Source organism: Mycobacterium sp. Panama NTM2, from assembly GCF_054355555.1.
This window is the reverse complement of the sequence record NZ_CM135953.1, coordinates 1,924,643-1,945,940: the sequence shown is the minus strand read 5'-3', so window position 1 is coordinate 1,945,940 and position 21,298 is coordinate 1,924,643. Positions and strand designations below refer to the sequence as shown.

Genomic DNA, 21,298 nt, shown 5'->3' with positions numbered 1-21,298 from the left:
GGTCGCCCTTATGCGGCCGCTGATCGACCACCTGCGCCGGTTCGCGGACCGCACGGCCATCCTCACCGAGACAACGGAACTGACCTACGGACACCTCGCGGATCGCGTCGAATCGTGCGCACTGACGCTGCCGCGACTCCGCGCTCTCGTCCTGCTCGAGGTCGCCAACGACATCGAGACGCTGACGCACTATCTGGCGGCGCTGGCCGCCGGCCATGTCGTGCTGCCCGTGCCGGCCGGCGGCGACACCACCGCGCTGACCGCCACCTACCGGCCCGATGTCGTGATCGACCGGACCGGCGTCCATCTCCGCGACACCGGCGGACATGCGTTGCACCCGGATCTGATGCTGCTGATGTCGACCTCGGGCAGCACCGGCTCCCCGAAACTCGTGCGGCTCTCCCACACCAACGTCGTGTCCAACGCCCACGCCATCGCCGACTATCTCGGCATCGTCGACACCGACCGCGCTGCGACGACGCTGCCGATGTCGTACTGCTACGGACTCTCGGTGGTGCACAGCCATCTGCTCGTCGGAGCGGCACTCATCCTCACCGAGCTGTCGGTGTCCGAACAACCGTTCTGGGACCTGTTCGTGCGGCACCGCGGCACCACCTTCGCCGGCGTGCCCTACACGTTCGAACTTCTCGACCGGGCCGGCTTCGCCGACAGGGAACTGCCGCATCTGCGCTACCTGACGCAGGCCGGCGGACCGATGCCGCCCGAGCGCGTGCGACGCTACGCCGCGCTCGGACAGCGCCGCGGCTGGGAGCTGTTCGTCATGTACGGCGCGACCGAAGCCACCGCTCGAATGGCCTACCTGCCACCGCATCTGGCGCAGACGTATCCGCACGCCATCGGGGTCCCCATCCCGGGCGGCTCCCTGAGCCTGGAACCGCTCGACGGCTGGCCCGACGACGAGGCCGGCGAACTCACCTTCCGCGGACCGAACGTGATGATGGGATACGCCGAGCGGATCGAGGATCTGGCCGAAGGCCCCTCACTGCAGGAGCTGCGCACCGGAGACGTGGCCCGCCGCAGCGGGCCCGGGCTCTTCGAGATCGTCGGGCGGACAAGCCGATTTGCGAAGATGTACGGGCTCCGCATCGACCTGCAGCGGCTCGAGCGGACGCTGGCCGAACGTGGCGTGACCGCCCTGTGCACCGATGCCGATGAGCGGCTCGTGGTCGTCGCAGAGGGCACCCACGATCCGGCCGACGTGCGCAGACTGGTCGCCGACACGGCCGCCGTGCCGGTGGGCGCGGTCGACGCCGTCGCCGTGCCCGAATTGCCGCTGCTGCCCTCCGGTAAGCCCGACTACCCGACGGCGCGCACCCTCGTCGCGCCCCGCGCGCAGACCGACGACGACATGACGGGCGTGTTCGCCGACGTGTTGCACCTGGACCCCGCTCACATTGCCGACGACGCCACGTTCGTCGACCTCGGCGGCAATTCCCTGACCTACGTGACGATGTCGGTGCGGCTGGAGCGGATACTCGGCCACCTGCCAGCCGACTGGCCACGGGTGCCGATCCGCGAACTCCGGCACCGGCCCGCGCCGCGGCCCCGCTGGTGGCGATCCTGGGGCAGCACGATCGAAACCAGTGTGGCGTTGCGTGCGCTGGCGATCATCCTAGTTGTCGCGTCGCATGCCGAGCTGTTCGAGATGTGGGGTGGCGCGCACATCCTGCTCGGCATCGCCGGATACAACTTCGCCCGGTTCTGCCTGACCCCGCTGCCCCGCGAGGTGCGCGTCCGCCACCTCGGCGCCACGATCGGATGGATCGCTGTGCCCGCCGTGGCGTGGATCGCCGTCGCACTGGTGCTGACCGACGACTATCACGCATCGAACCTGTTGCTGGCCAACAAGTTTCTCGGCCCGCACGACAGCATGACGGCGGGGCGGCTGTGGTTCGTCGAAGTGCTGGTGTGGACGTTGGTGGCGCTGGCCCTGCTGTTGTGGTCACCCGTGGCCGATCGGGCGGAACGGAGGTTCCCCTTCGCGTTCGCGGCAGTGTTCCTCGCCGGCGGTGTGGCGCTGCGCTATGACCTGCCGGGCTTCGGCTTGGGCCACGATGCGTGGTTCACGATGCTCGCGTTCTGGTTCTTCGCCATCGGTTGGGCGGCGGCGAAGGCGAGCACCGGCCTTCAGCGACTCGCGGTGACGGTGGTGTTGGTCGTTGGCGTACACGGCTATTTCGGCAACACCGTGCGAGAGGCCCTGGTCACGACGGGGTTGGTGCTGCTGATCTGGCTGCCGACGGTGCGGTGCCCCGCCGTGGTGGCCGCCGCGGCGGGTGTGATCGCTGAAGCGTCGCTCTACATCTATCTCACGCATTTCCAGGTGTATCCGCTGTTCGGCACCCACAAGCTCTACGGCGTGATCGCCTCCATCGTCATCGGCATCGCACTGACCGCGGTGATCACCCAGGTGCGGCAGCGGATGCGGGACCGTCGCGTCACGACGCGGAATCCGGCGCGGGCTCCCGCTCTGCGATGAGGCCCTCTTGGGTCAGCGTGGCGGCGATCACGCCGTCACGTCGTATGAGTGACGCCGTGACGACGCCCCGGCCCCGGGCGGCCGCCGGCGAGCGACATTCGAGCAGATTCCAGTCGTCGGCCCGCAGCTTGCGGTGAAACCACATCGACGAATCGGTGGTGCCGCTGCGGTGCGTGCGTGAGCGCATCGAGTGGCCGTGGACCTGCAGCGCCGGGTCGATCAGATAGACGTCGGTGACGTAGGCCGCGACCAGCGTGTGCAGCAGCGGATCGTCGCCGAGGTCCACATCGGCGCGCCACCACAGTCTCCGGACGAATTCTTCGCCGGCACCGGTGTCGACGGTCCGCAGGTCGAGTTCGTCGAGCGGCATCGACGGCGCCGGGCCGGCAGGACCGGTGCGCGGCAACGTTTCCGGGCCGGCACCGACATCCGCGGTGCCGTGTTCGGGGCCGGGCAGCGCCGCCGCGAAGGACACCGTCGCCGTCGTCAGCAGCCGCCCGTCCTGGGTCGCATCCACGCGGCGGGAGGCCGCCGTGCGGCCGTCGAACACCCGCTGCACCCGGTAGTCGACGGCGGCTCCGGCGTCCCCGCCTCGCAGGAACTGAAGGTGCAGCGCGGTCGGGGCCTTCGCGATCTCCACGGTGCGCGCCGCCGCGGCGAGACTCTGCGCGACCAGCTGACCGCCGTAGGAACGCTTGCCGTCCGGACCGCTCGCCGGCCCGCGCCATCGGTCGTCGTCGAGAGCGGTGACATCGAGCAGCTCCAGCAGCCGGCTCACGCGACGGCTCCCGCCGCGCGCAGGGCGTCGATGCGCCCTGCGTCGAAACCCAGCCAGTCGCCGAGCACCGTGGCGGTGTCGTCACCGAGCGCCGGCGCGACGGCCGGCGGCGGATACGTCCCGTCGATCGCCATCGGAACACCCGTCGCGGCGTACCGGCCGATCCGAGGTTGCTGCAGCACGGTGAACAGCGGGTTGTCGGCGACGCGGTCGGCAGCCTCGGCGAACGTGCGGTAGCGCTCCCACAGCACCGATGTGTCGGCCAGTGCAGCCGTGATCTCCTCCCCGGTGTGACGGGCGAACCAGCCGGCGAACAGTGCGCTCAGCGCGTCCCGGTGCGCGTAGCGCTGGCCCTCGTCGGTGAAGTCGGCGCCCAACGAATCTGCAAGCGCGGCAACGTCATCGGCGGTTCCGGTGAGTGCGGTCAGGTCGCGGAAGTGCCGGTTGGTCAACGCCACCACCATGAACACGGAGCCGTCGCTGCCGGTGAAGTCCTGCCCGTAGGTGCCGTAGACGGCGTTGCCGATCCGCGCCCTCGACGTGCCGCAGACCATGGCCTCGGTGAGCAGGCTCAGGTTGCTCGCCGTGGCCAGCGCGACGTTCTCCAGCGGGATCGAGACGTGTTGTCCGGCACCGCTGCTGTCGCGGTGACGCAGCGCCGTCACCACTGCCAGCGCGGCGTAGAGCCCGCAGCTGACGTCCCAGGCCGGCAGCACGTGGTTGACCGGGGCCGCGGACTCCGGCGCGCCGGTCGCGAGCGGAAAGCCGATACCGGCGTTGACCGTGTAGTCGACCGCGGTGCCGCCGTCGGCACGGCCGGACACCTCGACCTGGATCAGATCGGGTCGTCGTGCACGCAACGTCTCGTAGGCGTGCCAATCCCGGCCGGTGACGTTGGTGAGGAACACCCCGCTGTCGGTGATCAGCCGGGTCACGACGTCGCGCCCGTCCTGCGATCGCATGTCGACGGCCAGCGACCGCTTGCCCTTGTTCAGGCCGGCCCAGTAGATGCTCTCGCCGGCGTCGGTCAGCGGCCAGCGGTGGTAGTCGGCGGCGCCGCCGATCGGGTCGACGCGGACCACATCGGCGCCGAGCTGTGCGAGCGTCATCCCCGCCAGCGGTACCGCGACGAAGCTGGAGATCTCGACGATCCGCACCCCGGCCAACGGCCGTGTCGGGTCCACAGTCACAGTCACGGCGCCAAGTGTAGGGAGAGCTCAGATCAGCTCGATCGCCTCCGCGATCGAGGGCAGTACCCGGCTGGGGCGGAAGGGGTAGCGTTCGACGTCCTCGATCGTCGTCGAGCCGGTGAGCACCAGGATCGTCTCCAGTCCCGCCTCGATGCCGGCGACGACGTCGGTGTCCATCCGGTCCCCCACCATCACCGTGTTCTCCGAGTGGGCCTCGATCTGGTTGAGCGCGCTGCGGAACATCATCGGGTTGGGTTTGCCGACGAAGTAGGGCTCCCGGCCGGTCGCCTTGGTGATCATCGCGGCCACCGAGCCGGTGGCCGGCAGCGGCCCTTCGGCCGACGGGCCGCTGACGTCGGGGTTGGTCGCGATGAAGCGGGCGCCGCCGAGGATCAGCCGCACCGCCTTGGTGATCGCCTCGAAGGAATACGTGCGGGTCTCGCCCAGCACCACGAAGTCGGGCTCGACGTCGGTCATCGTGTAGCCGGCTTCGTGCAGCGCGGTGGTCAGGCCGGCCTCTCCGATGACGTATGCCGAGCCGCCGGGCAGTTGGTCGGCCAGGAACGTGGCGGTCGCCAGCGCCGATGTCCAGATCGCGGACTCGGGCACGGTCAGACCGGAGCGGGCCAACCGCGCCGCGAGATCTCGCGGGGTGAAGATCGAATTGTTGGTGAGAACCAGGAAGGGCCGCTCGCGGTCGGCGAGGGTCTGCAGGAATTCCGCGGCCCCGGGGAGCGCGTGTTCCTCACGGACCAGAACGCCGTCCATGTCGGTCAGCCAGCACTGCGGTGCGGTGCGCATGCCCCCAGTCTGTCAGGCGCGCGGCGTGTCCGGGCACGGGCCGGGAGAACGCTCAGCCGTGGCGTCGACGCCGCAGTCGCGGCAGCGCGCCGGCCAGATCGCGATAGGTGCCGGTATCAAGGACTGCGGGCCACGTGCTGCGACCGCCCCGGTGCTCCTTGTTTAGCCGATTGCCCAACCACCGCAGGCTCATCGGCACCGCGAACGGGTACAGCAGTAGGTGCTCGGCCAGCGGGTCGCGGTGATAGCGCACCGTCGCACCGCCCTCGGTGTAGCGGCGCACCAGACCGTCGACGTCGCCGACGTCGACGATGCGGTCGTGCACACCCTGGATCACCAGGACCGGCATGCTGGGGATCGCCTGGCCGAGCCTGGTCATGTCGAAGATGTACCGCAGTTCGGGCAGGGCGAACAGTTCGTCGAAGCTGAGGTCGACGTAGTCGGAGATGTCCTTGTTGCGCAGCCGCCGGATCGCCGAGCCGGTCGACATCTCCTCGATCTCGCGCAGCAACGCCTTGCCTTCGTCGGTCGCGTGCGTGTCGACCACCGCGCGCGCCTCCGGGAACACATGGACCAGGGAGGCGATCATCAACGCGGCCAGGCCTGCCCAGGTGGTCGAATTCAACCGTCGCGCAACGTTTTCCGGATCGACGACGGGCGAGCCCAGCACGGCGCCGGCGATGTCGAGTTCAGGCGCGTAGTCCGCAGCCGCCTCGGCGGCCCACCCGGTGGCGAGCCCTCCGCCCGAATATCCCCACATCGCCATACGGGCGTCCGGCGACAAGCCGAGTGCCTCGTGTGAGACAGCGGCACGCAGCCCGTCGAGCACGCGGAAGCCCGCCTCGTACGGAGCACCCCACATGCCCGCCAGCCCCTCGTGGTCGGGGATGGAGACCGCCCACCCGCGCGCGAGTGCCGCGGCGACGAACAGGAATTCGGCCTGCACCGACGCCCCGACCAGCCGCGAACCGAGGCGCAGCGCATACGACGGGAAGCAGCGCGCGGCGACGGCGTCGATGGCGCACTGATAGGACAGCAGCGGGCAGTTCTGAGGGTCCCGTCCCTTCGGCACCACGACCGTGGTCACCGCGGCCTCGGGCCGGCCGTGGGCGTCGGTGCTGCGGTACATCAGCTGGGTCGCTGCGCCACGGCGGATTCGGCCGAAGAACGCCAGCTGCACGCGGCGCGACCGAACGACCGTGCCCGGTGGCACGTCGGCGAGGCCCGGCGGCGGGTCGTAGAACGGGTCCTCGCCCGGCTCGGGCACTGACGACGTCGGGCCTGTTCGGCCCCCTGCGTCCTGCCCCACTTCCACGCCTACTCCGGCAGCCGCAGCTCGGGCTTGTCGACCTCTTCGATGTTGACGTCCTTGAACGTGATGACGCGGACCTGTTTGACGAACCGGGCGGGCCGGTACATGTCCCACACCCAGGCATCCCCGAGCCGCAGTTCGAAGTACACCTCGCCGTCGGCGTTGCGGGGCACCATCTCCACACTGTTGGCCAGGTAGAACCGCCGCTCCGTCTCCACGACGTAACTGAACTGCCCGACGATGTCCTTGTACTCCCGGTAGAGCGAGAGCTCCATCTCGGTTTCGTACTTCTCGAGATCCTCGGCACTCATCGGCTCAGCTGTCCTTCGCGTAGGTCGTACAACTCCGAGTCCACTGAACCCAGTGAACTCATCCTGTCAAAATCGTCTCGGCCGTCATCGTCGACCTGCCCCTCGGGTTCCCCCGATACGAGCCGTCGCACATTGATGAACGAATAGCGGTGTTGGGCCGAGGGCCCCAGCCGGGCCAGCGCGGCGCCGTGCGCCCGTGTGCTGTACCCCTTGTGCTCGGCGAAACCGTAGCCGGGAAGTTCATCGTCCATCGCGACCATCAGCCGATCGCGACTGACCTTGGCCAACACACTGGCGGCGGCGATGCAGGCCGCCGCGGCGTCTCCGCCGATCACCGGCAGGGAGGGCGTCGGCAGTCCGGGCACGCGGAAACCGTCGCTCAACACGTAGCCCGGGCGCACCGGCAGGCCGGCGACCGCCCGTCGCATTCCCTCGATGTTCGCCACGTGCACACCGCGGCGGTCGACCTCCACCGAGGGTATGAAGACCACGTGGTAGGCGAGCGCATACCGCTTGATCACCGGGAACAGCCGCTCGCGCTCGACCTCGCCGAGCTTCTTGGAATCGTCGAGTGCGGCGAGGCTCTCCAACCTGTTGGATCCGAGCACGCAGGCCGCCACCACCAATGGGCCCGCACAGGCGCCCCGGCCCACCTCGTCGACGCCGGCCACCGGACCGAGTCCGGCCCGGTAGAGCGCCGATTCGAGGGTGCGCAGACCAGACGACCTGCGGATCACCATCCTCGGAGGCCACGCCGGCACTGTCGAGCCTCCCGCTAACTCTGCGGATCCACCGAGTTCACACCGCCCCACCGCGACGGCGGCCAGGCGATGAAACGGGCCTTGCCGATCACGTTGTCGACGGGGATCGTTCCCGCCACCGGGTCGCCGGTGCACAGGATGCCGCGCTGCACGTCGGCCGGCTCGTTCGAGCAGTGTGCGCGCGAGTCCGCCGAGTGGGTGCGGTTGTCGCCCATCACCCACAGTCGCCCGTCGGGCACCGTCACCGGACCGAATTCGTTGCCCAGGCACGGGTACACCGCCGGGTCGGCGTTCATGGTGTTCGGATCGAGGTACGGCTCGTCGAGCTTCTTGCCGTCGACCGTCAGCCCGGTCGTCACCCGGCATTCGACGGTCTGACCGCCGACCGCGATGACGCGCTTGACGAGGTCGTTTTCGTCCGGCGGGACGAAGCCGATGAACGAGAGCGCATTCTGCACGGTGCGGATGGCCGGGTTCTCGGATCGGATCGACTTGTAGCCGATGCTCCAGTTGGGCGGCCCCTTGAACACGATGACGTCACCGGGTTCCGGTTGGGAGAACCGGTAGGTGAGCTTGTCGACCATGATGCGGTCGCCGACACACCCGTTGCAGCCGTGCAGCGTAGGCTCCATCGATTCCGAGGGAATCAGGTAGGGCCGCGCGATGAACGTCAGCATGACGTAGTAGAGCACCACCGCAACGGTGATCAGGATGGCCGCTTCGCGCAGCGCTCCGCGCTTCTTCTTCTCCGGCTTGTCCTCCGGATGGTCCCCGGCGGCCTCCGACTGGTCGATCGCCTCGTCGGCGGACGTGTCGTCGGTTTCGGGGGTGTCCCTGGGTCCGGTCACGAGATCAGCGTAGCCAGGAGCCGGCTCGACACCGCGCCGAGCACGGGCGGGCGAAGCGCTGTCAGCGCTTCTCCTTGATCTTGGCCTTCTTGCCGCGCAGCTCACGCAGGTAGTACAGCTTGGCCCGACGCACGTCACCGCGGGTGACGACGTCGATGTGGTCGATGTTGGGCGAGTGCACCGGGAAGGTGCGCTCCACGCCCACGCCGTAGCTCTCCTTGCGGACGGTGAAGGTCTCGCGGATCCCGCCGCCCTGGCGGCGGATCACGACACCCTTGAAGACCTGGATGCGTTCCTTGGAGCCCTCGATGACCTTGACGTGGACGTTGATCGTGTCACCGGGACCGAAATCCGGGACGTCGTCGCGCAGCGACGTCTGGTCGACGAAATCCAGCGTGTTCATCGGTCACACTTCCTCGGTGTCGGCGGCTGCTGGCGGCGTCGCGATGACGCGCGCAGAGCCTGGTGGTTCGGGCGTCTGGGGCCTGTCGTGCAGCGCGGCGACGGTGTGCCGGCCGTGCACAGACAACTGCCCAATCATGCCAGACGGAGCCGCGATCTCTGAAATCGGCGTCGCGGCTGGTGCACGGGTGGGTCCGTCGGGCGGCGGCCGATACTGACACGGTGATGACGCCGGGTTGGCGGCGGGCTTACCGAGCAATGCCCAGCGGGTACACAGCCGTTACGCTGAATGGTACGGGCGCGCCGAACGCTGGCCCGTTCACAGCATCAGGGCAGGCCCACATCCGGGAGGACGAGCGATGCGACGGCGGCCGTGGCGGCTGGCCAAGACCGCAGCCAGCATGGGTGTGGTGGCTGTGGCCCTCGGCGCCTGCCAGGCCGAGGTGTTCGGCTCGCAGGCGCGTCCGGACGGTCCGCAGCTGACGGTGATCGCCCCGGTGGGGACGGCCGCGGCGCTCCCCCAGCAGCCCGTCGATCAACCGCCGGCCGCTTTCCGCGGGCTCGCCGACCGCGAGCGCCAGGCGACCGCCACCGCCGCCGTCGAGGGTGCCGACATCACCGCAGCCGTGTTGGATCGCAACACCGGTGAACTCGTGACCAACGGCAATGACCGGCCGATCGCGATCGCCTCGGTGGTCAAGCTGTTCATCGCCGACGATCTCCTTCTTCAAGTGGCCAGGGGCCAGACGGCGCTCTCCGACGATGACCGCGAGATGCTCGACGTGATGCTGCGCTCGTCTGACGACAGCGCAGCCGAGGTGTTCTGGAACCGCAGCGGTGGCAGCGCGATCATCGATCGCGTGGTCGGCCGTTACGGACTGACCGCCACCCGCCCGCCCACCAACGGCAGGTGGTTCAACACGACGAGCACGGTGGTAGACCTGGTGCGCTACTACGACAAGCTGCTGGCAGGCAGAGGGGGGCTGCCTGGTGAGCAGGCCAGCGTCATCCTGTCCAACCTCGCTGCGTCGACGCCGACCGCCCCCGACGGCATGGTGCCCGGCGGGGTGTACCCCCAGCGGTTCGGCATTCCGGAGGGCCTGCCCGGCGACCCCGTTGCGGTCAAGCAGGGATGGATGTGTTGCGTCAACTCCGACTGGATGCACCTGTCCACCGGTGTGATCGGTCCCGACCGCCGCTACGTGATGGCGATCGGTTCGATGCAGTCCACCGATGCCGCGACCGCCCGCAAGACCATCACCGACGCGGTCCGGACGATGTTTCCGGACGGCCGGATATGACGACCCCGAGGAGAGATATGCAGAGCTGGTCCCGGCGCCGCGTGACGGCCCCCGTGCTGTGTGCCGCCGTGCTGGTCGCCGCCGGATGCCAGGCGCAGTCGCCCCCACCCCAACGCACCCAGCAGTCTGCGGTGGCGCCGCAGAGCAACTCGGTGCCGTTGCCCGCCGCTCCCCCGGCGCAGCCGTCGGCCGGGCTGGTCGACCTCGACGCCCGCATGCAGCGGGCCACCGATGATGCCGCGTCCGCCACCGGCGCCGCCATGACGGCCGTGGTGATGGACCGCACCACGGGGCAGGTGGTGTCCGACCGTGGCGACCAACGCTTCCCGATCGCCTCGGTGGTGAAGCTGTTCATCGCCGACGATCTGCTTCTGCAGGTGGCCGAGGGCAAGACCACCCTGTCGCCGAGCGACCGGCAGCAGCTCGACATCATGCTGCGCTCCTCCAATGACAGCGCCGCGCAGAACTTCTGGGATCGCAGCGGCGGCAACGCGATCATCGGGCGGGTGGTGGCCCGCTACGGATTGACCGGCACCACAGCGCCGTACAACGGGCATTGGGACGTGACGCAGAGTACGGCGAACGACCTCGTTCGCTACTACGCCAAGCTGCTCGACGGCAGTGGCGGGTTGCCGCCCGAGCAGGCCGACATCATCATGGGAAACCTGGCGAAGTCCACCCCGACCGGCACGGATGGATATCCGCAGCGCTTCGGCATCCCCGAGGGCCTCTACGCCGAGCCGGTCGCCGTCAAGCAGGGCTGGTTCTGCTGCTGGAACGGCGGCAATCAGCTCCATGTGTCCACAGGGGTGATCGGCGCCGACCGCCGGTACGTGATGGCGATCAGTTCACTCGATCCGACGAGCGAGGCAGCCGCGCGCCAGGACATCACCCAGGCCGTCAAGACGATGTTTCCCGGCGGCAGGATCTAGACGACCGTCACTGCAGCAGGTCGGGGCGCCGTTCCCGCGTGCGCTCGAGGCCCTGCTCGCGCCGCCACGCGGCGATGCGGGCGTGATCACCCGACCGCAACACCTCCGGAACCTCGAGATCGCGCCACACCGCGGGCCGGGTGTAGCTCGGGCCCTCGAGAAGCCCGCCGACCGACTCGGAATGCGAATCGTCGCGGTGCGACTCCGGATTGCCGAGAACCTCGGGCAGTAGCCGCAGCACGGCCTCGATCATGACCACGGTCGCGGATTCGCCGCCCGGCAGCACGTAGTCGCCGATGGACACTTCCTCGACCCGCATGCGCCGGGCCGCGTCGTCCATAACCCGCTGATCGATGCCCTCGTAGCGGCCGCAGGCGAAGACCAGATGCTTCTCGGCGCTCCAGCGCTGCGCCACCTTCTGGGTGAACAGCCGACCGGCCGGGCTCGGCACCACGAGAAGGGTGTCGGCAGAACAGATCTCGTCGAGCGCCTCGCCCCACACGGGGGCCCGCATCACCATGCCGGGCCCGCCACCGTAGGGGGCGTCGTCGACGGAGCGGTGGACGTCGTGGGTCCACCGCCGCAGATCGTGCACCGCCACGTCGACGATGCCGGCGTCGATCGCCCGTCCGGGCAGCGACTGCCGCAGCGGCTCGAGGAACTGCGGAAAGATCGAGACCACATCGATGCGCATGCCGGTGCCCCTCAGCTCAGGTCGAGCAGACCCTCGGGCGGGTCGATCACCACGGATTGCTCGGACAGCGACACCGAGATCACGATCGCGGACACGAACGGTACGAGCACCTCGGCTCCGTCGTCGCGCGTCACCGCCAGCAATTCGCCTGCGGCAGTGTGCAACACCTCTGCGACCCTGCCGACGACGGTGCCACCGACGGTCGAGACGGTGAGCCCTTCGAGCTGATGATCGTAGTACTCGTCCGGGTCCTCGATCGGGGGCAAGGTGGATGCGTCGACGAGGAACAGCGTGCCGCGCAACGCGTCGGCGGCGTCGCGGTCGGCCACGCCGTCGACGCGAACGAGGAGCCGATCGCCGTGGCTACGCACCGACTCGATCCGGTACTCACGCTCGGCTCCCCCGCGCGGCGCACGGCCGCGCAGGGTGGCGCCGGCGACGAATCGGCCCTCCGGGTCGTCGGTGCGGACGTCGACGGCGAGCTCGCCGGTCACGCCGTGCGCCTTGACCACACGCCCGACCACGAGGTCCATCTACTGGTCGGTGTCCACCACGTCGACGCGGATACCGCGGCCACCGATACCGGCCACCAGGGTGCGCAGCGCGGTCGCGGTGCGCCCGCCCCGCCCGATGACCTTGCCCAGGTCGTCGGGGTGCACGTGCACCTCGACGGTGCGACCCCGGCGGTTGGTCACCATGTCGACGCGAACATCATCGGGATTGTCGACGATCCCGCGCACCAGGTGCTCGACCGCGTCGACCACGACTGAACTCACTGTGTCGCTCAGCTCTCGGTAGCGCCGGCGACGGTGGCGTCCTCGCCCTCAGCGGCGGCCTCGGACTTGTCCGCGGAGCCGGACGGGTCGGCGGTCGCCTCCACGTCGGAGGCTTCCTTCTTGGCGGCCGGCGCCTTCTTCTTCTTGGGCGTGGTGGCTTCGGTGGACGGGGCGCCGTCGGCTTCGGCCAGTGCGGCGTTGAACAGGTCCAGCTTGGACGGCTTGGGCTCCTTGACCTTCAGCGTGCCCTCGGCGCCGGGCAGACCCTTGAACTTCTGCCAGTCACCGGTGATCTTGAGCAGCGCGAGCACGGGCTCGGTGGGCTGAGCGCCCACACCCAGCCAGTACTGGGCGCGCTCGGTATCGACCTCGATGAGGCTCGGGTCTTCCTTGGGGTGGTACCGGCCGATCACCTCGATGGCGCGACCATCACGGCGGGTGCGCGCGTCGGCGACGATGATGCGGTACTGCGGATTGCGGATCTTGCCCAGACGGGTCAGCTTGATCTTGACAGCCATGAAGATTTACTCCTGTGGATTGCCACGCTGCAATTCGGCGATGCGGGCGGATTGCCCGATCCGGTTTTGCCTCACGTGTGTGACCGCCGCGGGGCCTGAGTCCCGGACAGACAGCCGCCCATTGTGCCAGAGCGCTGGGCGGGAACAGAAATCGTCACAGGAGCTTGTCGAAGCACTTCTCCTCGACCCGCTTGCTCATCCGCCACCCGTGGTCGGTGCGCACGAACTCGTCGACGTACCAGATCCCGACGAAATAGACCTGGGCGGGGTTCTTGTCGGGATCACTGCCCATCACCATCGGGTTGAAGCAGATCGCGCGTGATGTCGCCGTGTCGCCCGAGATGCGGATGTCGACGTTGCCCAACATGTGGTAGTAGATCGGGAAGTTCGGCAGCACCTCCTTCAACCACGCCTTGACCTCGGGAAACCGACCCTCGATGCCGCCGGCGACGCTGTAGTCGATGTACGCGTCCGGGGTGAACACCGCGTCGAGGTCATCGAAGCGCTTCTGGTCGATCGCAGTCGAATAGTCGACCAGCAACTGCTGGATCTCCAGCCGATCGGAGATCTCCTCGAGGCTCAACATTCCTCGATTGAACACGATCGCGACATCCCGTTAGGCTCGGCCGCCATGATGAGGCTTCTCGCATGCCTGGCGGTGCTTCTGGTCGGCGGCGTGACGGCGCCACACGCGGTCGCGACTCCGGTGGCCGGGGTGAGCCAGCCCGCCGGCAGTGTCCCGATCCCGGCCGGCCCCGCAGAGGCGTGGATCGTCGCCGACATGGACACCGGCGCGGTGCTGGCGGGCCGCGAGGAGAACACCCGGTTCGCGCCGGCGAGCACGATCAAAGTGCTGCTGGCGCTCACCGTGCTCGACGAGCTGCCTCTCGACGCGACGGTCGTGGCCAACGAGCCCGACACCGCGGTCGAATGCAACTGCGCGGGCGTGACGCCGGGCATGACCTACACCACCCGTCAGCTGCTCGAGGCGCTGCTGCTGGTGTCGGGCAACGACGCGGCCAACACGCTGGCGACCATGCTGGGCGGTCGCGACGTCGCCACGGCCAAGATGACCGCGAAGGCAATCAGCATCGGCGCGCGCGGCACCACCGCCGATTCACCGTCGGGCATCGACGGCCCCGGGATCGACATCTGGTCCACGCCCCACGACCTCGCCGTGATCTTCCGCGCCGCGATGGCCAACCCGGTATTCGCCCAGCTCACCTCCCAGCCCACGGCCGTCTTCCCGACGGGCACCGGAGAAGTCGTGCTGGTCAATCAGGACGAGCTGCTGCACCGCTACCCGGGCACGTTCGGCGGCAAGACCGGCTACACCGATCTCGCGCAGAAGACGTTCGTCGGCGGCGCCGAGCGCGGCGGCCGCCACCTGGTCGTGGCGCTGATGCACGGTCTGGTCAGGGAAGGCGGGCCGACCTACTGGGATCAGGCGGCTGCGCTCCTCGATTGGGGCTTCGCGCTGGGACCGAACGCCGGTATCGCCACGCTCTAGCGGCGCCACTCGGGCCGAGACTGCGGGGAGATCGCATGTCGGCGCCGGTATGCGATCTCCCCGCAGTCTCGAGCGTCGCTACGGCGCGAAATCGCTACCCGACGGTGATCTGACCGAGTCCTCCCATGGGTAGCGTCGCTCCACGTGCGGCGTGGATTCGCGGGGTTGGTGTACGCCGTCAGTACGACGATGGTCGCGGTGACGGTCGTCGCAACACCGCAAGCCGTTGCTCAACCCGGCGCCGAACCCGCTGCAGCACAAGCACTTCCACAGGGACCGGCGCAGGCCTGGCTGGTCGCCGATCTGGACACCGGCCGGGTGCTGGCCAGCCGTGATCCGTACGGCCGCTACGCACCCGCCAGCACCATCAAGGTCCTGCTGGCGATGGTGGTGCTCGATCACTTGCGGCCGGACAACTTCGCGCGGGCCAACTCGTCGCATGACGACGTCGAATGTTCCTGCGTCGGAATCGAACCCGGGCAGGCGTACACCACGACGCAGTTGCTCTCCGGACTACTGATGGTCTCGGGCAACGACGCGGCGAACATGCTCGCCGACATGCTCGGCGGGCAGCAGGCAGCGGTGGCAGCGATGAACCGTAAGGCCGCGCTCGTCGGTGCGCGCAGCACCCGGGCGTCGTCCCCGTCAGGCCTCGACGGGCCGGGCTGGGAGTCGATCACCACGCCGCACGATCTCGCGGTGATCCTGCGTGCGGCGCTGACGTACCCGCTCATCGCTACCATCATGCGATCGCCGACGGCGCCCTTTCCCGGCAAGACCCTGCACAACCAGAACGAACTGCTGAGCCGCTATCCCGGCGACATCGCCGGTAAGACCGGCTTCACCAATCTCGCCCGCAAAACCTACGTCGGTGCGGCCCAACGCGGCTCCCGGCGGTTGGTGGTCGTCCAGATGTACGGCAGCGGTGACCTCTACGGACAGGCGATCGACCTGTTCGACTACGGCTTCAGCCAGCCCTGAGTCGTCAATCCCCGGGCAGTTCGGCGAACGCCCGCACGGGAAACGTGCCGAAACCCTCGATCGCCGGCGGGGCCGCCGTGAACCGGGCACCACGCTGCGGTAGCGCCCCCAGGTTCGTGAGGTGCTCCACGACGTGCACTCCGGCCCCGAGCAGCATCGTGTGGGCCGGACGACTGCCGCCCGATTCGGTGTCGTCGATGTTGACCGAGTCGATGCCGACCAGCACAGCGCCGCTGTCGATGAGGTGTTGCGCCCCTTCCTCGTTCAGGAACGGCGCCCCCACCCCGTAGGCCGGCGTTGCGAAGTGACGATCCCAGCCCGTGTGCAGCAGCACGGCCGCACCCCGGACGTCCCGGTCGGCGAGATCGTCGACGGTGATCGCCCGAGCGTGGTCGGGATCGAGGTGAACCACTTCGGCGGGGATCCCGACGAGCGTCGAGAGGTCCAGACCGGCCAGGTCGGCGCCGTCGCCGTAGCGGTGGAACGGTGAATCGAGGTAGGTACCCGTGTTGCCGATCATCGTGATGAGGTCCATCGCGAATTCCGTTCCGGGCGCGTACTTCTCACGGGATTGTTCGCGCGTCAGATACGGACTGATCACAGGGGCGGGCAGTCCCGGATAGGTGATCAGGCCGGCGCGGATCGGATGACTGAGGTCGACGACGCGGCGTGTGGACACCGCGCCATCCTAGGACGGGCAGCGACGGAGCTAACCGCGGTAGACCTTTCCGCGCAGCACGACGAGCGTCGGATGGGCGAGCACGTCGGCACCGGTGCGGGGATCGTCGGCGTAGCAGACGAAATCGGCGGATGCCCCGTGCTCGAGGCTTGGCCGGCGCAGCCACTCCCTGGCGTCCCAGCACGCCGCGCCCAGCGCGTCGGTCGGCGTCATGCCGATCGCTTTGAGCGCATCCACCTCCTCGGCGATGCGGCCGTGCGCGACGGCGCTGCCCGCATCCGAGCCCGCGTAGATGGGCACACCGGCCTCCCGGGCCGCGGCGATACGCTCGCTGCACGTCGCATACAGCGCCCGCATGTGCTGCGCATAGCGCGGGTACTTGTGCGCCGCGGCGGCGATGTCGGGGAAGTTCTCGATGTTGATCAGCGTCGGCACCAGCGCGGTGCCGTACTCGACCATCAGGTCGATGCTGTCCTCGGTGAGTCCCGTGCCGTGTTCGATGCAGTCGATGCCGGCGCGGATCAGGCCGGGTAGGGCGTCCTCGCTGAACACATGGGCGGTGACCCGGGCGCCGTTGGCGTGCGCGGCATCGATCGCCGCGTCCAGGACGTCGTCGGACCACAGCGGAGCCAGGTCGCCGGTGTCGCGGTCGATCCAGTCCCCGACGATCTTCACCCAGCCGTCCCCGCGACGCGCCTGTTCGGCCACCGCCGCGGGCAGCTGCGCTTCGTCGGCGAGCTCGGCGGCGAACCCCCGCTGGTAGCGCTTCGGCCGGGCGATGTGTCGCCCGGCCCGGATGATCCGCGGCAGGTCCTGGTGCTCGTCGAGAATGCGCGTGTCGGTGGGAGATCCGGCGTCGCGCAGGAGCAGCGCGCCGACCCCGCGCTCGACCTCGGCCTGTTGGATCGCCTCGTCCAGCGGGATCTCACCGTCCGGTCCCAGCCCGACGTGGCAGTGGGCGTCGACGAGACCAGGCAGGATCCAGCCGCTCTCGAACACGGTCTCGGCGCCCGCCACGGGTTCGGCGGACAGTCGCCCGCCCCGCCCACCCTCTTCGGGCGAACCCTCATCGACGATCCACCACTCGACGGGTTCGCCGTCGGGCAGCCCACGCCCGCGGACGTGCAGCGCCGGCGCCATCAGTTCTTGGGGAACTTCAGCTTCGACAGGTCGATGCCGGCCAGACCCGGCGGGAGCTCGTCGAGTCCCTTCGGCATGTTGGACAGGTCGGGGAAACCGGCGGGCATTCCGGCGCCGAGCGGGTTTCGGTTCTTCGCCGGCGTCGGCCCGCGCCCGCCCTTCTTCTTGCCGGCCTGCTTGTTCTTGCCCTTGCCCGCCTTGCGGGTGTTCTTGCGGCCGAACGGCATTCCCATCTGCCCGGCCATCTGCGACATCATCTTGCGCGCATCGAAGAACCGGTCCACCAGCTGGTTGACCTCGGCGACGGTCACCCCGGAGCCGTTGGCGATGCGCAGCCGCCGGGAGGCGTTGATGATCTTCGGGTCGGCGCGCTCGGCCGGTGTCATGCCGCGGATGATGGCCTGCACCCGGTCGAGCTGGCTGTCGTCGACCGCGGCCAGGGCGTCCTTCATCTGCCCGGCGCCGGGCAGCATGCCCAGCAGATTGCCGATCGGCCCCATCTTGCGGATCATCAGCATCTGCTCGAGGAAGTCCTCGAGGGTCAGCTCGCCGCTGCCGATCTTGGCGGCCGTGGCCTCGGCCTGTTCAGCGTCGAAATGCTGCTCGGCCTGCTCGATGAGCGTGAGCACGTCGCCCATGCCGAGGATGCGGCTGGCCATCCGGTCGGGGTGGAAGACGTCGAAGTCCTCGAGCTTCTCGCCGCTGGACGCGAACAGGATCGGCACACCGGTGACCTCGCGCACCGACAGCGCAGCGCCACCACGAGCGTCACCGTCGAGCTTGGTGAGCACGACGCCGGTGAAGCCGACACCCTCCCGGAAGGCATCGGCCGTGGTGACGGCGTCCTGACCGATCATCGCGTCGAGGACGAACAGCGTCTCGTCGGGCTGCACGGCGTCGCGGATCGCGGCGGCCTGACTCATCAGCTCTTCGTCGATACCCAGCCGGCCGGCGGTGTCGACGATGACGACGTCGTAGTGCTTGCTTTTGGCCTCTGCCAGACCGGCAGCGGCGACGGCCACCGGGTCGGCGGTGCCCTTGACCTCGGCGGCGCCGGGCGCGGTGCCCGGATGGGGGGCGAACACGCCCACCCCGGCCCGCTCACCGACGATCTGCAGCTGGTTGACCGCACCGGGGCGCTGCAGGTCGCAGGCCACCAGCAGCGGCGTGTGCCCCTGACCCTTCAGCCACCTGGCGAGCTTGCCGGCCAGTGTGGTCTTACCCGAACCCTGCAGGCCGGCCAGCATGATGACCGTCGGTGGGTTGCGTGCGAACGCGAGCTGGCGCGTCTGACCGCCGAGGATCGCGATGAGCTCCTCGTTGACGATCTTGACGACCTGCTGGGCCGGGTTGAGCGCGGCGGACACCTCGGCGCCCTTGGCGCGATCCTTGATACGGGCGATGAACGCGCGGACCACGGGTAGCGAGACATCGGCCTCGAGCAGTGCCAGGCGGATCTCGCGCGCGACGGCATCGATGTCGGCGTCGGTGAGCCGGCCCTTGCCGCGCAGGCCCGACAGGGCACCGGTCAACCGGTCGGACAGGGATTCAAACACCTCGCCAGCCTAACGGTCGGTGCGTTGCAGCGAGAAAGCCGCGCTGACCTCTGGTCGCCCCCGGTGCACACCCATTAGCGTATGAGCCATCCGACAAGCCCGCGGAGGTCCGATGACAGCTGTCGACTTGCCCTTGACCACCGCGCACCGGGACCCGTCCGGCCCGCTCGACCACGTCACCCACATCAGCCAGTGCACGCTGTGCGAGGCGCACTGCGGACTGCACGTCACCGTTGCCGACGGTCAGGTCACCCGTATCGAGGGCAATCCCGACGACGTGCTGTCTCACGGTTACATCTGCCCCAAGGCCACCGCGATGGGCGGACTGCACCACGATCCCGACCGGGTGCGCGCCCCGCTGCGCCGTGTCGGGGACCGGTTCGAACCGATCGGCTGGGACGCGGCGTTCGCCGAGATCGGGCGGCGGCTGAGGGCGGTGCGGGCCAGGAGCGGCAGCAACTCGCTGGGCATGTACCTCGGCAACCCGGCCGCGCACAGCTCCGGGGCGGCCTACGGCTTCCTGCTGAGCCGGGCGCTGCGTACGCCGAATTTCTTCACCGCGTCGTCGATCGACCAGATGCCGCACGAGTTCGCCGCGTGGAAGGTGTTCGGGTCCAACGCCCTGATCCCCGTCACCGACATCGACCGCACCCAGCGTTTGGTGATCCTGGGCGCCAATCCCGCCGTGTCCAACGGATCGTTGTCGATCATGCCCGGCGCCAAACGACGGATCCGGGCGATCCGCGACCGCGGGGGCACCGTCGTCGTGGTCGACCCGCGCCGCACCGAGACCGCGCGGCTGGCCGACCAGCACGTCGCGGTGCGCCCCGGCGGTGACCTGTTCCTGCTGCTCGGCATGCTGCACGTTCTACTCGCCGAAAAGCTCTGCGACACAAGGGCTGTCGCTGAACAGTCGACGGGCATCGCCGAGCTGGCGGATCTGGTCGCCGGTGCGACGCCGGAGGCGATGGCCCCGCGGGCGGGGGTGGACGCGGAGACGATCCGAACGCTCGCCCGCGAGCACGCGGCGGCGGAGTCGGCGGCGATCTACGCGCGCATCGGCATCTGTCAGCAGCCGACAGGCACGCTGGTCAGTTGGCTGGTGATGGTCATCAACACCGTGACGGGCAACCTCGACCGCGCGGGCGGCACCATGTTCACCACGCCCGTGGCGGACGTGCCGCGCCTGGCCAAGCGGATACCGTTCCGGCCCGGCCGTTTCACCGACCGATCGGGCCGCTACCGCTCGTTCCGCTCGGAGCTACCCGCAGTCGTCATGGCCGACGAGATCCTCACCCCCGGCCCCGGCCAGATCCGCGCGATGATCACCTATGCCGGTAACCCGGTCTCGTCGATCCCCCAGCGGGGCCGGCTCGACGATGCCCTGGCGTCGCTCGACCTGTACGTGGCGGTCGACATGTACATCACGGAGACCACCCGGCACGCCGACTTCATCCTGCCCCCGGTATCACCGCTGGAGCGCGACGATGTCAGCCTGCTCACGCCGGTATTCCAGGTGCGCAACACCGTTCGCTTCCAACACCGCTCGTTCGACCCGCCGTCCGGCGGCCTCGAGGACTGGGAGATCCTGACCCGCTTGGCTCTCGAGTTGCTGCCGCGGCCGCTGCGGTCGCTGCCCGGCCCGCTGCGGTCGCGGGTGGTCTCGGCGATCAATCCGCTGCGGCTGGCGGCGCTGGCCGTGGCCACCGGGCCGCACGGACGACTTCGTAAGGGCCGCAAGGGCATCACGATGCGTCAGATCCGCTCCAGCCCCGGCGGTGTCGATCTCGGACCGCTGCGCCCCCGGCTGCGTGAGGTGATCGCGACCAAGGATCGGCGTGTGCAGCTGGCACCGGTGGAGTTCGTCGCGGCGACGCAGGCGCATCTGCGCGACGGCGACGCGGCCGCAGCTGACGCCTATGACCTGCAGCTGATCGGCCGCCGGCAGCTGCGGAGCAACAACTCCTGGCTGCACAACGTCGCGACGATGACGGGCGGCAGCAACCGGTGCACGGTGCTGATGCATCCCGACGACGCGGCGGCGCGCGGCCTTGCCGACGGTGACACCGCGTGTATCGCCTCGCCCGTCGGCGAGATCGAGGTGCCGGTGGACGTGACAGACGACATTCGAGCCGGAACCGTTTCGATACCGCACGGTTGGGGCCATCAGGACACCGGGTGGCGCCACGCCAGGACGTTGGCCGGCGCCAACGTCAATGCCCTGCACGACCCGCGTCTCGTCGATTCGTTCACCGGCACGGCGGCGGTCAACGGCACCTGGGTGTCGGTCACGGCCGCGCAGTGACCG

The 21,298-nt window shown here is 69.1% G+C and carries 22 protein-coding genes; 6 read left to right on the top strand and 16 right to left on the bottom strand.

Annotated features, from left to right (window positions below):
* Window positions 1–10: 10 nt before the first annotated feature.
* A complete protein-coding gene (locus ACXYX3_RS09205) occupies window positions 11–2,500 on the top strand; it encodes an AMP-binding protein (protein ID WP_458611486.1) in 2,490 nt (829 codons plus the stop codon).
* Here the strand turns inward: ACXYX3_RS09205 and ACXYX3_RS09200 are convergent.
* The 8 genes from ACXYX3_RS09200 to rplS all read right to left on the bottom strand — a co-directional run bounded on the left by ACXYX3_RS09200 (window position 2,460) and on the right by rplS (window position 8,904).
* Window positions 2,460–3,278 carry an acyl-CoA thioesterase gene (locus ACXYX3_RS09200; RefSeq protein WP_458611485.1) on the bottom strand — a complete coding sequence of 273 codons (819 nt, stop codon included), beginning with the start codon at window positions 3,276–3,278 and terminating at the stop codon, window positions 2,460–2,462. The genes ACXYX3_RS09205 and ACXYX3_RS09200 overlap by 41 nt on opposite strands.
* Window positions 3,275–4,468, bottom strand: coding sequence for a CoA transferase (locus ACXYX3_RS09195; protein WP_458612027.1), 1,194 nt, complete (start codon window positions 4,466–4,468; stop codon window positions 3,275–3,277). The genes ACXYX3_RS09200 and ACXYX3_RS09195 overlap by 4 nt, the downstream gene beginning before the upstream one ends.
* Before the next feature lie 27 nt (window positions 4,469–4,495).
* A complete protein-coding gene (locus ACXYX3_RS09190) occupies window positions 4,496–5,269 on the bottom strand; it encodes an HAD-IIA family hydrolase (protein WP_241204108.1) in 774 nt (257 codons plus the stop codon).
* Between the two features lie 52 nt (window positions 5,270–5,321).
* Complete coding sequence (locus tag ACXYX3_RS09185; RefSeq protein WP_458611484.1) at window positions 5,322–6,584, bottom strand: lipase family protein; 1,263 nt, start codon at window positions 6,582–6,584, stop codon at window positions 5,322–5,324.
* Between the two features lie 2 nt (window positions 6,585–6,586).
* Window positions 6,587–6,892 carry a DUF2469 domain-containing protein gene (locus tag ACXYX3_RS09180; protein ID WP_043407609.1) on the bottom strand — a complete coding sequence of 102 codons (306 nt, stop codon included), beginning with the start codon at window positions 6,890–6,892 and terminating at the stop codon, window positions 6,587–6,589.
* Window positions 6,889–7,632, bottom strand: a complete 744-nt coding sequence (locus tag ACXYX3_RS09175) for a ribonuclease HII (protein ID WP_458611483.1) — start codon at window positions 7,630–7,632, stop codon at window positions 6,889–6,891. The genes ACXYX3_RS09180 and ACXYX3_RS09175 overlap by 4 nt, the downstream gene beginning before the upstream one ends.
* A gap of 35 nt (window positions 7,633–7,667) precedes the next feature.
* Window positions 7,668–8,447: a signal peptidase I gene (gene lepB / locus ACXYX3_RS09170; protein WP_241204216.1), complete on the bottom strand. Its 780-nt coding sequence runs from the start codon at window positions 8,445–8,447 to the stop codon at window positions 7,668–7,670.
* Between the two features lie 115 nt (window positions 8,448–8,562).
* Entirely contained in the window at window positions 8,563–8,904 is a 342-nt protein-coding gene (gene rplS, locus ACXYX3_RS09165) for a 50S ribosomal protein L19 (RefSeq protein ID WP_143819229.1), read from the bottom strand.
* A gap of 358 nt (window positions 8,905–9,262) precedes the next feature.
* Here rplS and ACXYX3_RS09160 point away from each other — a divergent pair, with 358 nt between their 5' ends.
* Window positions 9,263–10,204, top strand: coding sequence for a serine hydrolase (locus tag ACXYX3_RS09160; RefSeq protein ID WP_241204105.1), 942 nt, complete (start codon window positions 9,263–9,265; stop codon window positions 10,202–10,204).
* A 17-nt stretch (window positions 10,205–10,221) separates the two neighbouring features.
* Window positions 10,222–11,136 carry a serine hydrolase gene (locus tag ACXYX3_RS09155; protein ID WP_458611482.1) on the top strand — a complete coding sequence of 305 codons (915 nt, stop codon included), beginning with the start codon at window positions 10,222–10,224 and terminating at the stop codon, window positions 11,134–11,136.
* Between the two features lie 7 nt (window positions 11,137–11,143).
* On the opposite strand, the gene trmD is transcribed toward ACXYX3_RS09155, so the two are convergent.
* From trmD to ACXYX3_RS09130, 5 genes are all read right to left on the bottom strand, one after another.
* Window positions 11,144–11,830 carry a tRNA (guanosine(37)-N1)-methyltransferase TrmD gene (gene trmD / locus ACXYX3_RS09150; RefSeq protein WP_241204103.1) on the bottom strand — a complete coding sequence of 229 codons (687 nt, stop codon included), beginning with the start codon at window positions 11,828–11,830 and terminating at the stop codon, window positions 11,144–11,146.
* Window positions 11,831–11,841: 11 nt separating this feature from the next.
* The gene (gene rimM / locus ACXYX3_RS09145) at window positions 11,842–12,363 is read right to left on the bottom strand and encodes a ribosome maturation factor RimM (RefSeq protein WP_458611481.1); all 522 of its coding nucleotides are present in this window, start codon (window positions 12,361–12,363) and stop codon (window positions 11,842–11,844) included.
* Entirely contained in the window at window positions 12,364–12,606 is a 243-nt protein-coding gene (locus ACXYX3_RS09140) for an RNA-binding protein (protein WP_003928628.1), read from the bottom strand.
* Between the two features lie 8 nt (window positions 12,607–12,614).
* Window positions 12,615–13,124 carry a 30S ribosomal protein S16 gene (rpsP, locus tag ACXYX3_RS09135; RefSeq protein WP_458611480.1) on the bottom strand — a complete coding sequence of 170 codons (510 nt, stop codon included), beginning with the start codon at window positions 13,122–13,124 and terminating at the stop codon, window positions 12,615–12,617.
* A gap of 154 nt (window positions 13,125–13,278) precedes the next feature.
* Entirely contained in the window at window positions 13,279–13,710 is a 432-nt protein-coding gene (locus tag ACXYX3_RS09130; protein ID WP_458611479.1) for a nuclear transport factor 2 family protein, read from the bottom strand.
* Window positions 13,711–13,755: 45 nt separating this feature from the next.
* On the opposite strand from ACXYX3_RS09130, the gene ACXYX3_RS09125 reads away from it, so the two are divergent.
* On the top strand, window positions 13,756–14,634 hold the full coding sequence (locus ACXYX3_RS09125) for a D-alanyl-D-alanine carboxypeptidase family protein (RefSeq protein ID WP_458611478.1): 879 nt from the start codon (window positions 13,756–13,758) through the stop codon (window positions 14,632–14,634).
* 144 nt (window positions 14,635–14,778) lie between these two features.
* Entirely contained in the window at window positions 14,779–15,615 is an 837-nt protein-coding gene (locus ACXYX3_RS09120; protein WP_458611477.1) for a D-alanyl-D-alanine carboxypeptidase family protein, read from the top strand.
* A gap of 4 nt (window positions 15,616–15,619) precedes the next feature.
* On the opposite strand, the gene ACXYX3_RS09115 is transcribed toward ACXYX3_RS09120, so the two are convergent.
* From ACXYX3_RS09115 to ffh, 3 genes are read right to left on the bottom strand one after another with little or no spacing between them, the layout of a single operon-like run.
* Entirely contained in the window at window positions 15,620–16,294 is a 675-nt protein-coding gene (locus tag ACXYX3_RS09115; protein ID WP_458611476.1) for a cyclase family protein, read from the bottom strand.
* Between the two features lie 30 nt (window positions 16,295–16,324).
* Window positions 16,325–17,434: a metal-dependent hydrolase family protein gene (locus ACXYX3_RS09110; protein ID WP_458611475.1), complete on the bottom strand. Its 1,110-nt coding sequence runs from the start codon at window positions 17,432–17,434 to the stop codon at window positions 16,325–16,327.
* The gene (ffh, locus tag ACXYX3_RS09105; protein WP_458611474.1) at window positions 17,434–18,990 is read right to left on the bottom strand and encodes a signal recognition particle protein; all 1,557 of its coding nucleotides are present in this window, start codon (window positions 18,988–18,990) and stop codon (window positions 17,434–17,436) included. Before ffh ends, ACXYX3_RS09110 begins: the two co-directional genes overlap by 1 nt.
* 112 nt (window positions 18,991–19,102) lie before the next feature.
* On the opposite strand from ffh, the gene ACXYX3_RS09100 reads away from it, so the two are divergent.
* Entirely contained in the window at window positions 19,103–21,295 is a 2,193-nt protein-coding gene (locus ACXYX3_RS09100; RefSeq protein ID WP_458611473.1) for a molybdopterin-dependent oxidoreductase, read from the top strand.
* Window positions 21,296–21,298: the final 3 nt, after the last annotated feature.

Bases quoted from the DNA above. Each gene is read 5' to 3' on its own strand.
- rimM (WP_458611481.1), bottom strand. From the start codon at position 12,363: ATGGACCTCGTGGTCGGGCGTGTGGTCAAGGCGCACGGCGTGACCGGC.
- ACXYX3_RS09190 (WP_241204108.1), bottom strand. From the start codon at position 5,269: ATGCGCACCGCACCGCAGTGCTGGCTGACCGACATGGACGGCGTTCTG.
- ACXYX3_RS09160 (WP_241204105.1), top strand. From the start codon at position 9,263: ATGCGACGGCGGCCGTGGCGGCTGGCCAAGACCGCAGCCAGCATGGGT.
- ACXYX3_RS09125 (WP_458611478.1), top strand. From the start codon at position 13,756: ATGATGAGGCTTCTCGCATGCCTGGCGGTGCTTCTGGTCGGCGGCGTG.
- ACXYX3_RS09180 (WP_043407609.1), bottom strand. From the start codon at position 6,892: ATGAGTGCCGAGGATCTCGAGAAGTACGAAACCGAGATGGAGCTCTCG.
- trmD (WP_241204103.1), bottom strand. From the start codon at position 11,830: ATGCGCATCGATGTGGTCTCGATCTTTCCGCAGTTCCTCGAGCCGCTG.
- rplS (WP_143819229.1), bottom strand. From the start codon at position 8,904: ATGAACACGCTGGATTTCGTCGACCAGACGTCGCTGCGCGACGACGTC.
- ACXYX3_RS09110 (WP_458611475.1), bottom strand. From the start codon at position 17,434: ATGGCGCCGGCGCTGCACGTCCGCGGGCGTGGGCTGCCCGACGGCGAA.
- ACXYX3_RS09130 (WP_458611479.1), bottom strand. From the start codon at position 13,710: ATGTTGAGCCTCGAGGAGATCTCCGATCGGCTGGAGATCCAGCAGTTG.
- rpsP (WP_458611480.1), bottom strand. From the start codon at position 13,124: ATGGCTGTCAAGATCAAGCTGACCCGTCTGGGCAAGATCCGCAATCCG.
- ACXYX3_RS09205 (WP_458611486.1), top strand. From the start codon at position 11: ATGCGGCCGCTGATCGACCACCTGCGCCGGTTCGCGGACCGCACGGCC.
- ACXYX3_RS09155 (WP_458611482.1), top strand. From the start codon at position 10,222: ATGCAGAGCTGGTCCCGGCGCCGCGTGACGGCCCCCGTGCTGTGTGCC.
- ACXYX3_RS09100 (WP_458611473.1), top strand. From the start codon at position 19,103: ATGACAGCTGTCGACTTGCCCTTGACCACCGCGCACCGGGACCCGTCC.
- ACXYX3_RS09175 (WP_458611483.1), bottom strand. From the start codon at position 7,632: ATGGTGATCCGCAGGTCGTCTGGTCTGCGCACCCTCGAATCGGCGCTC.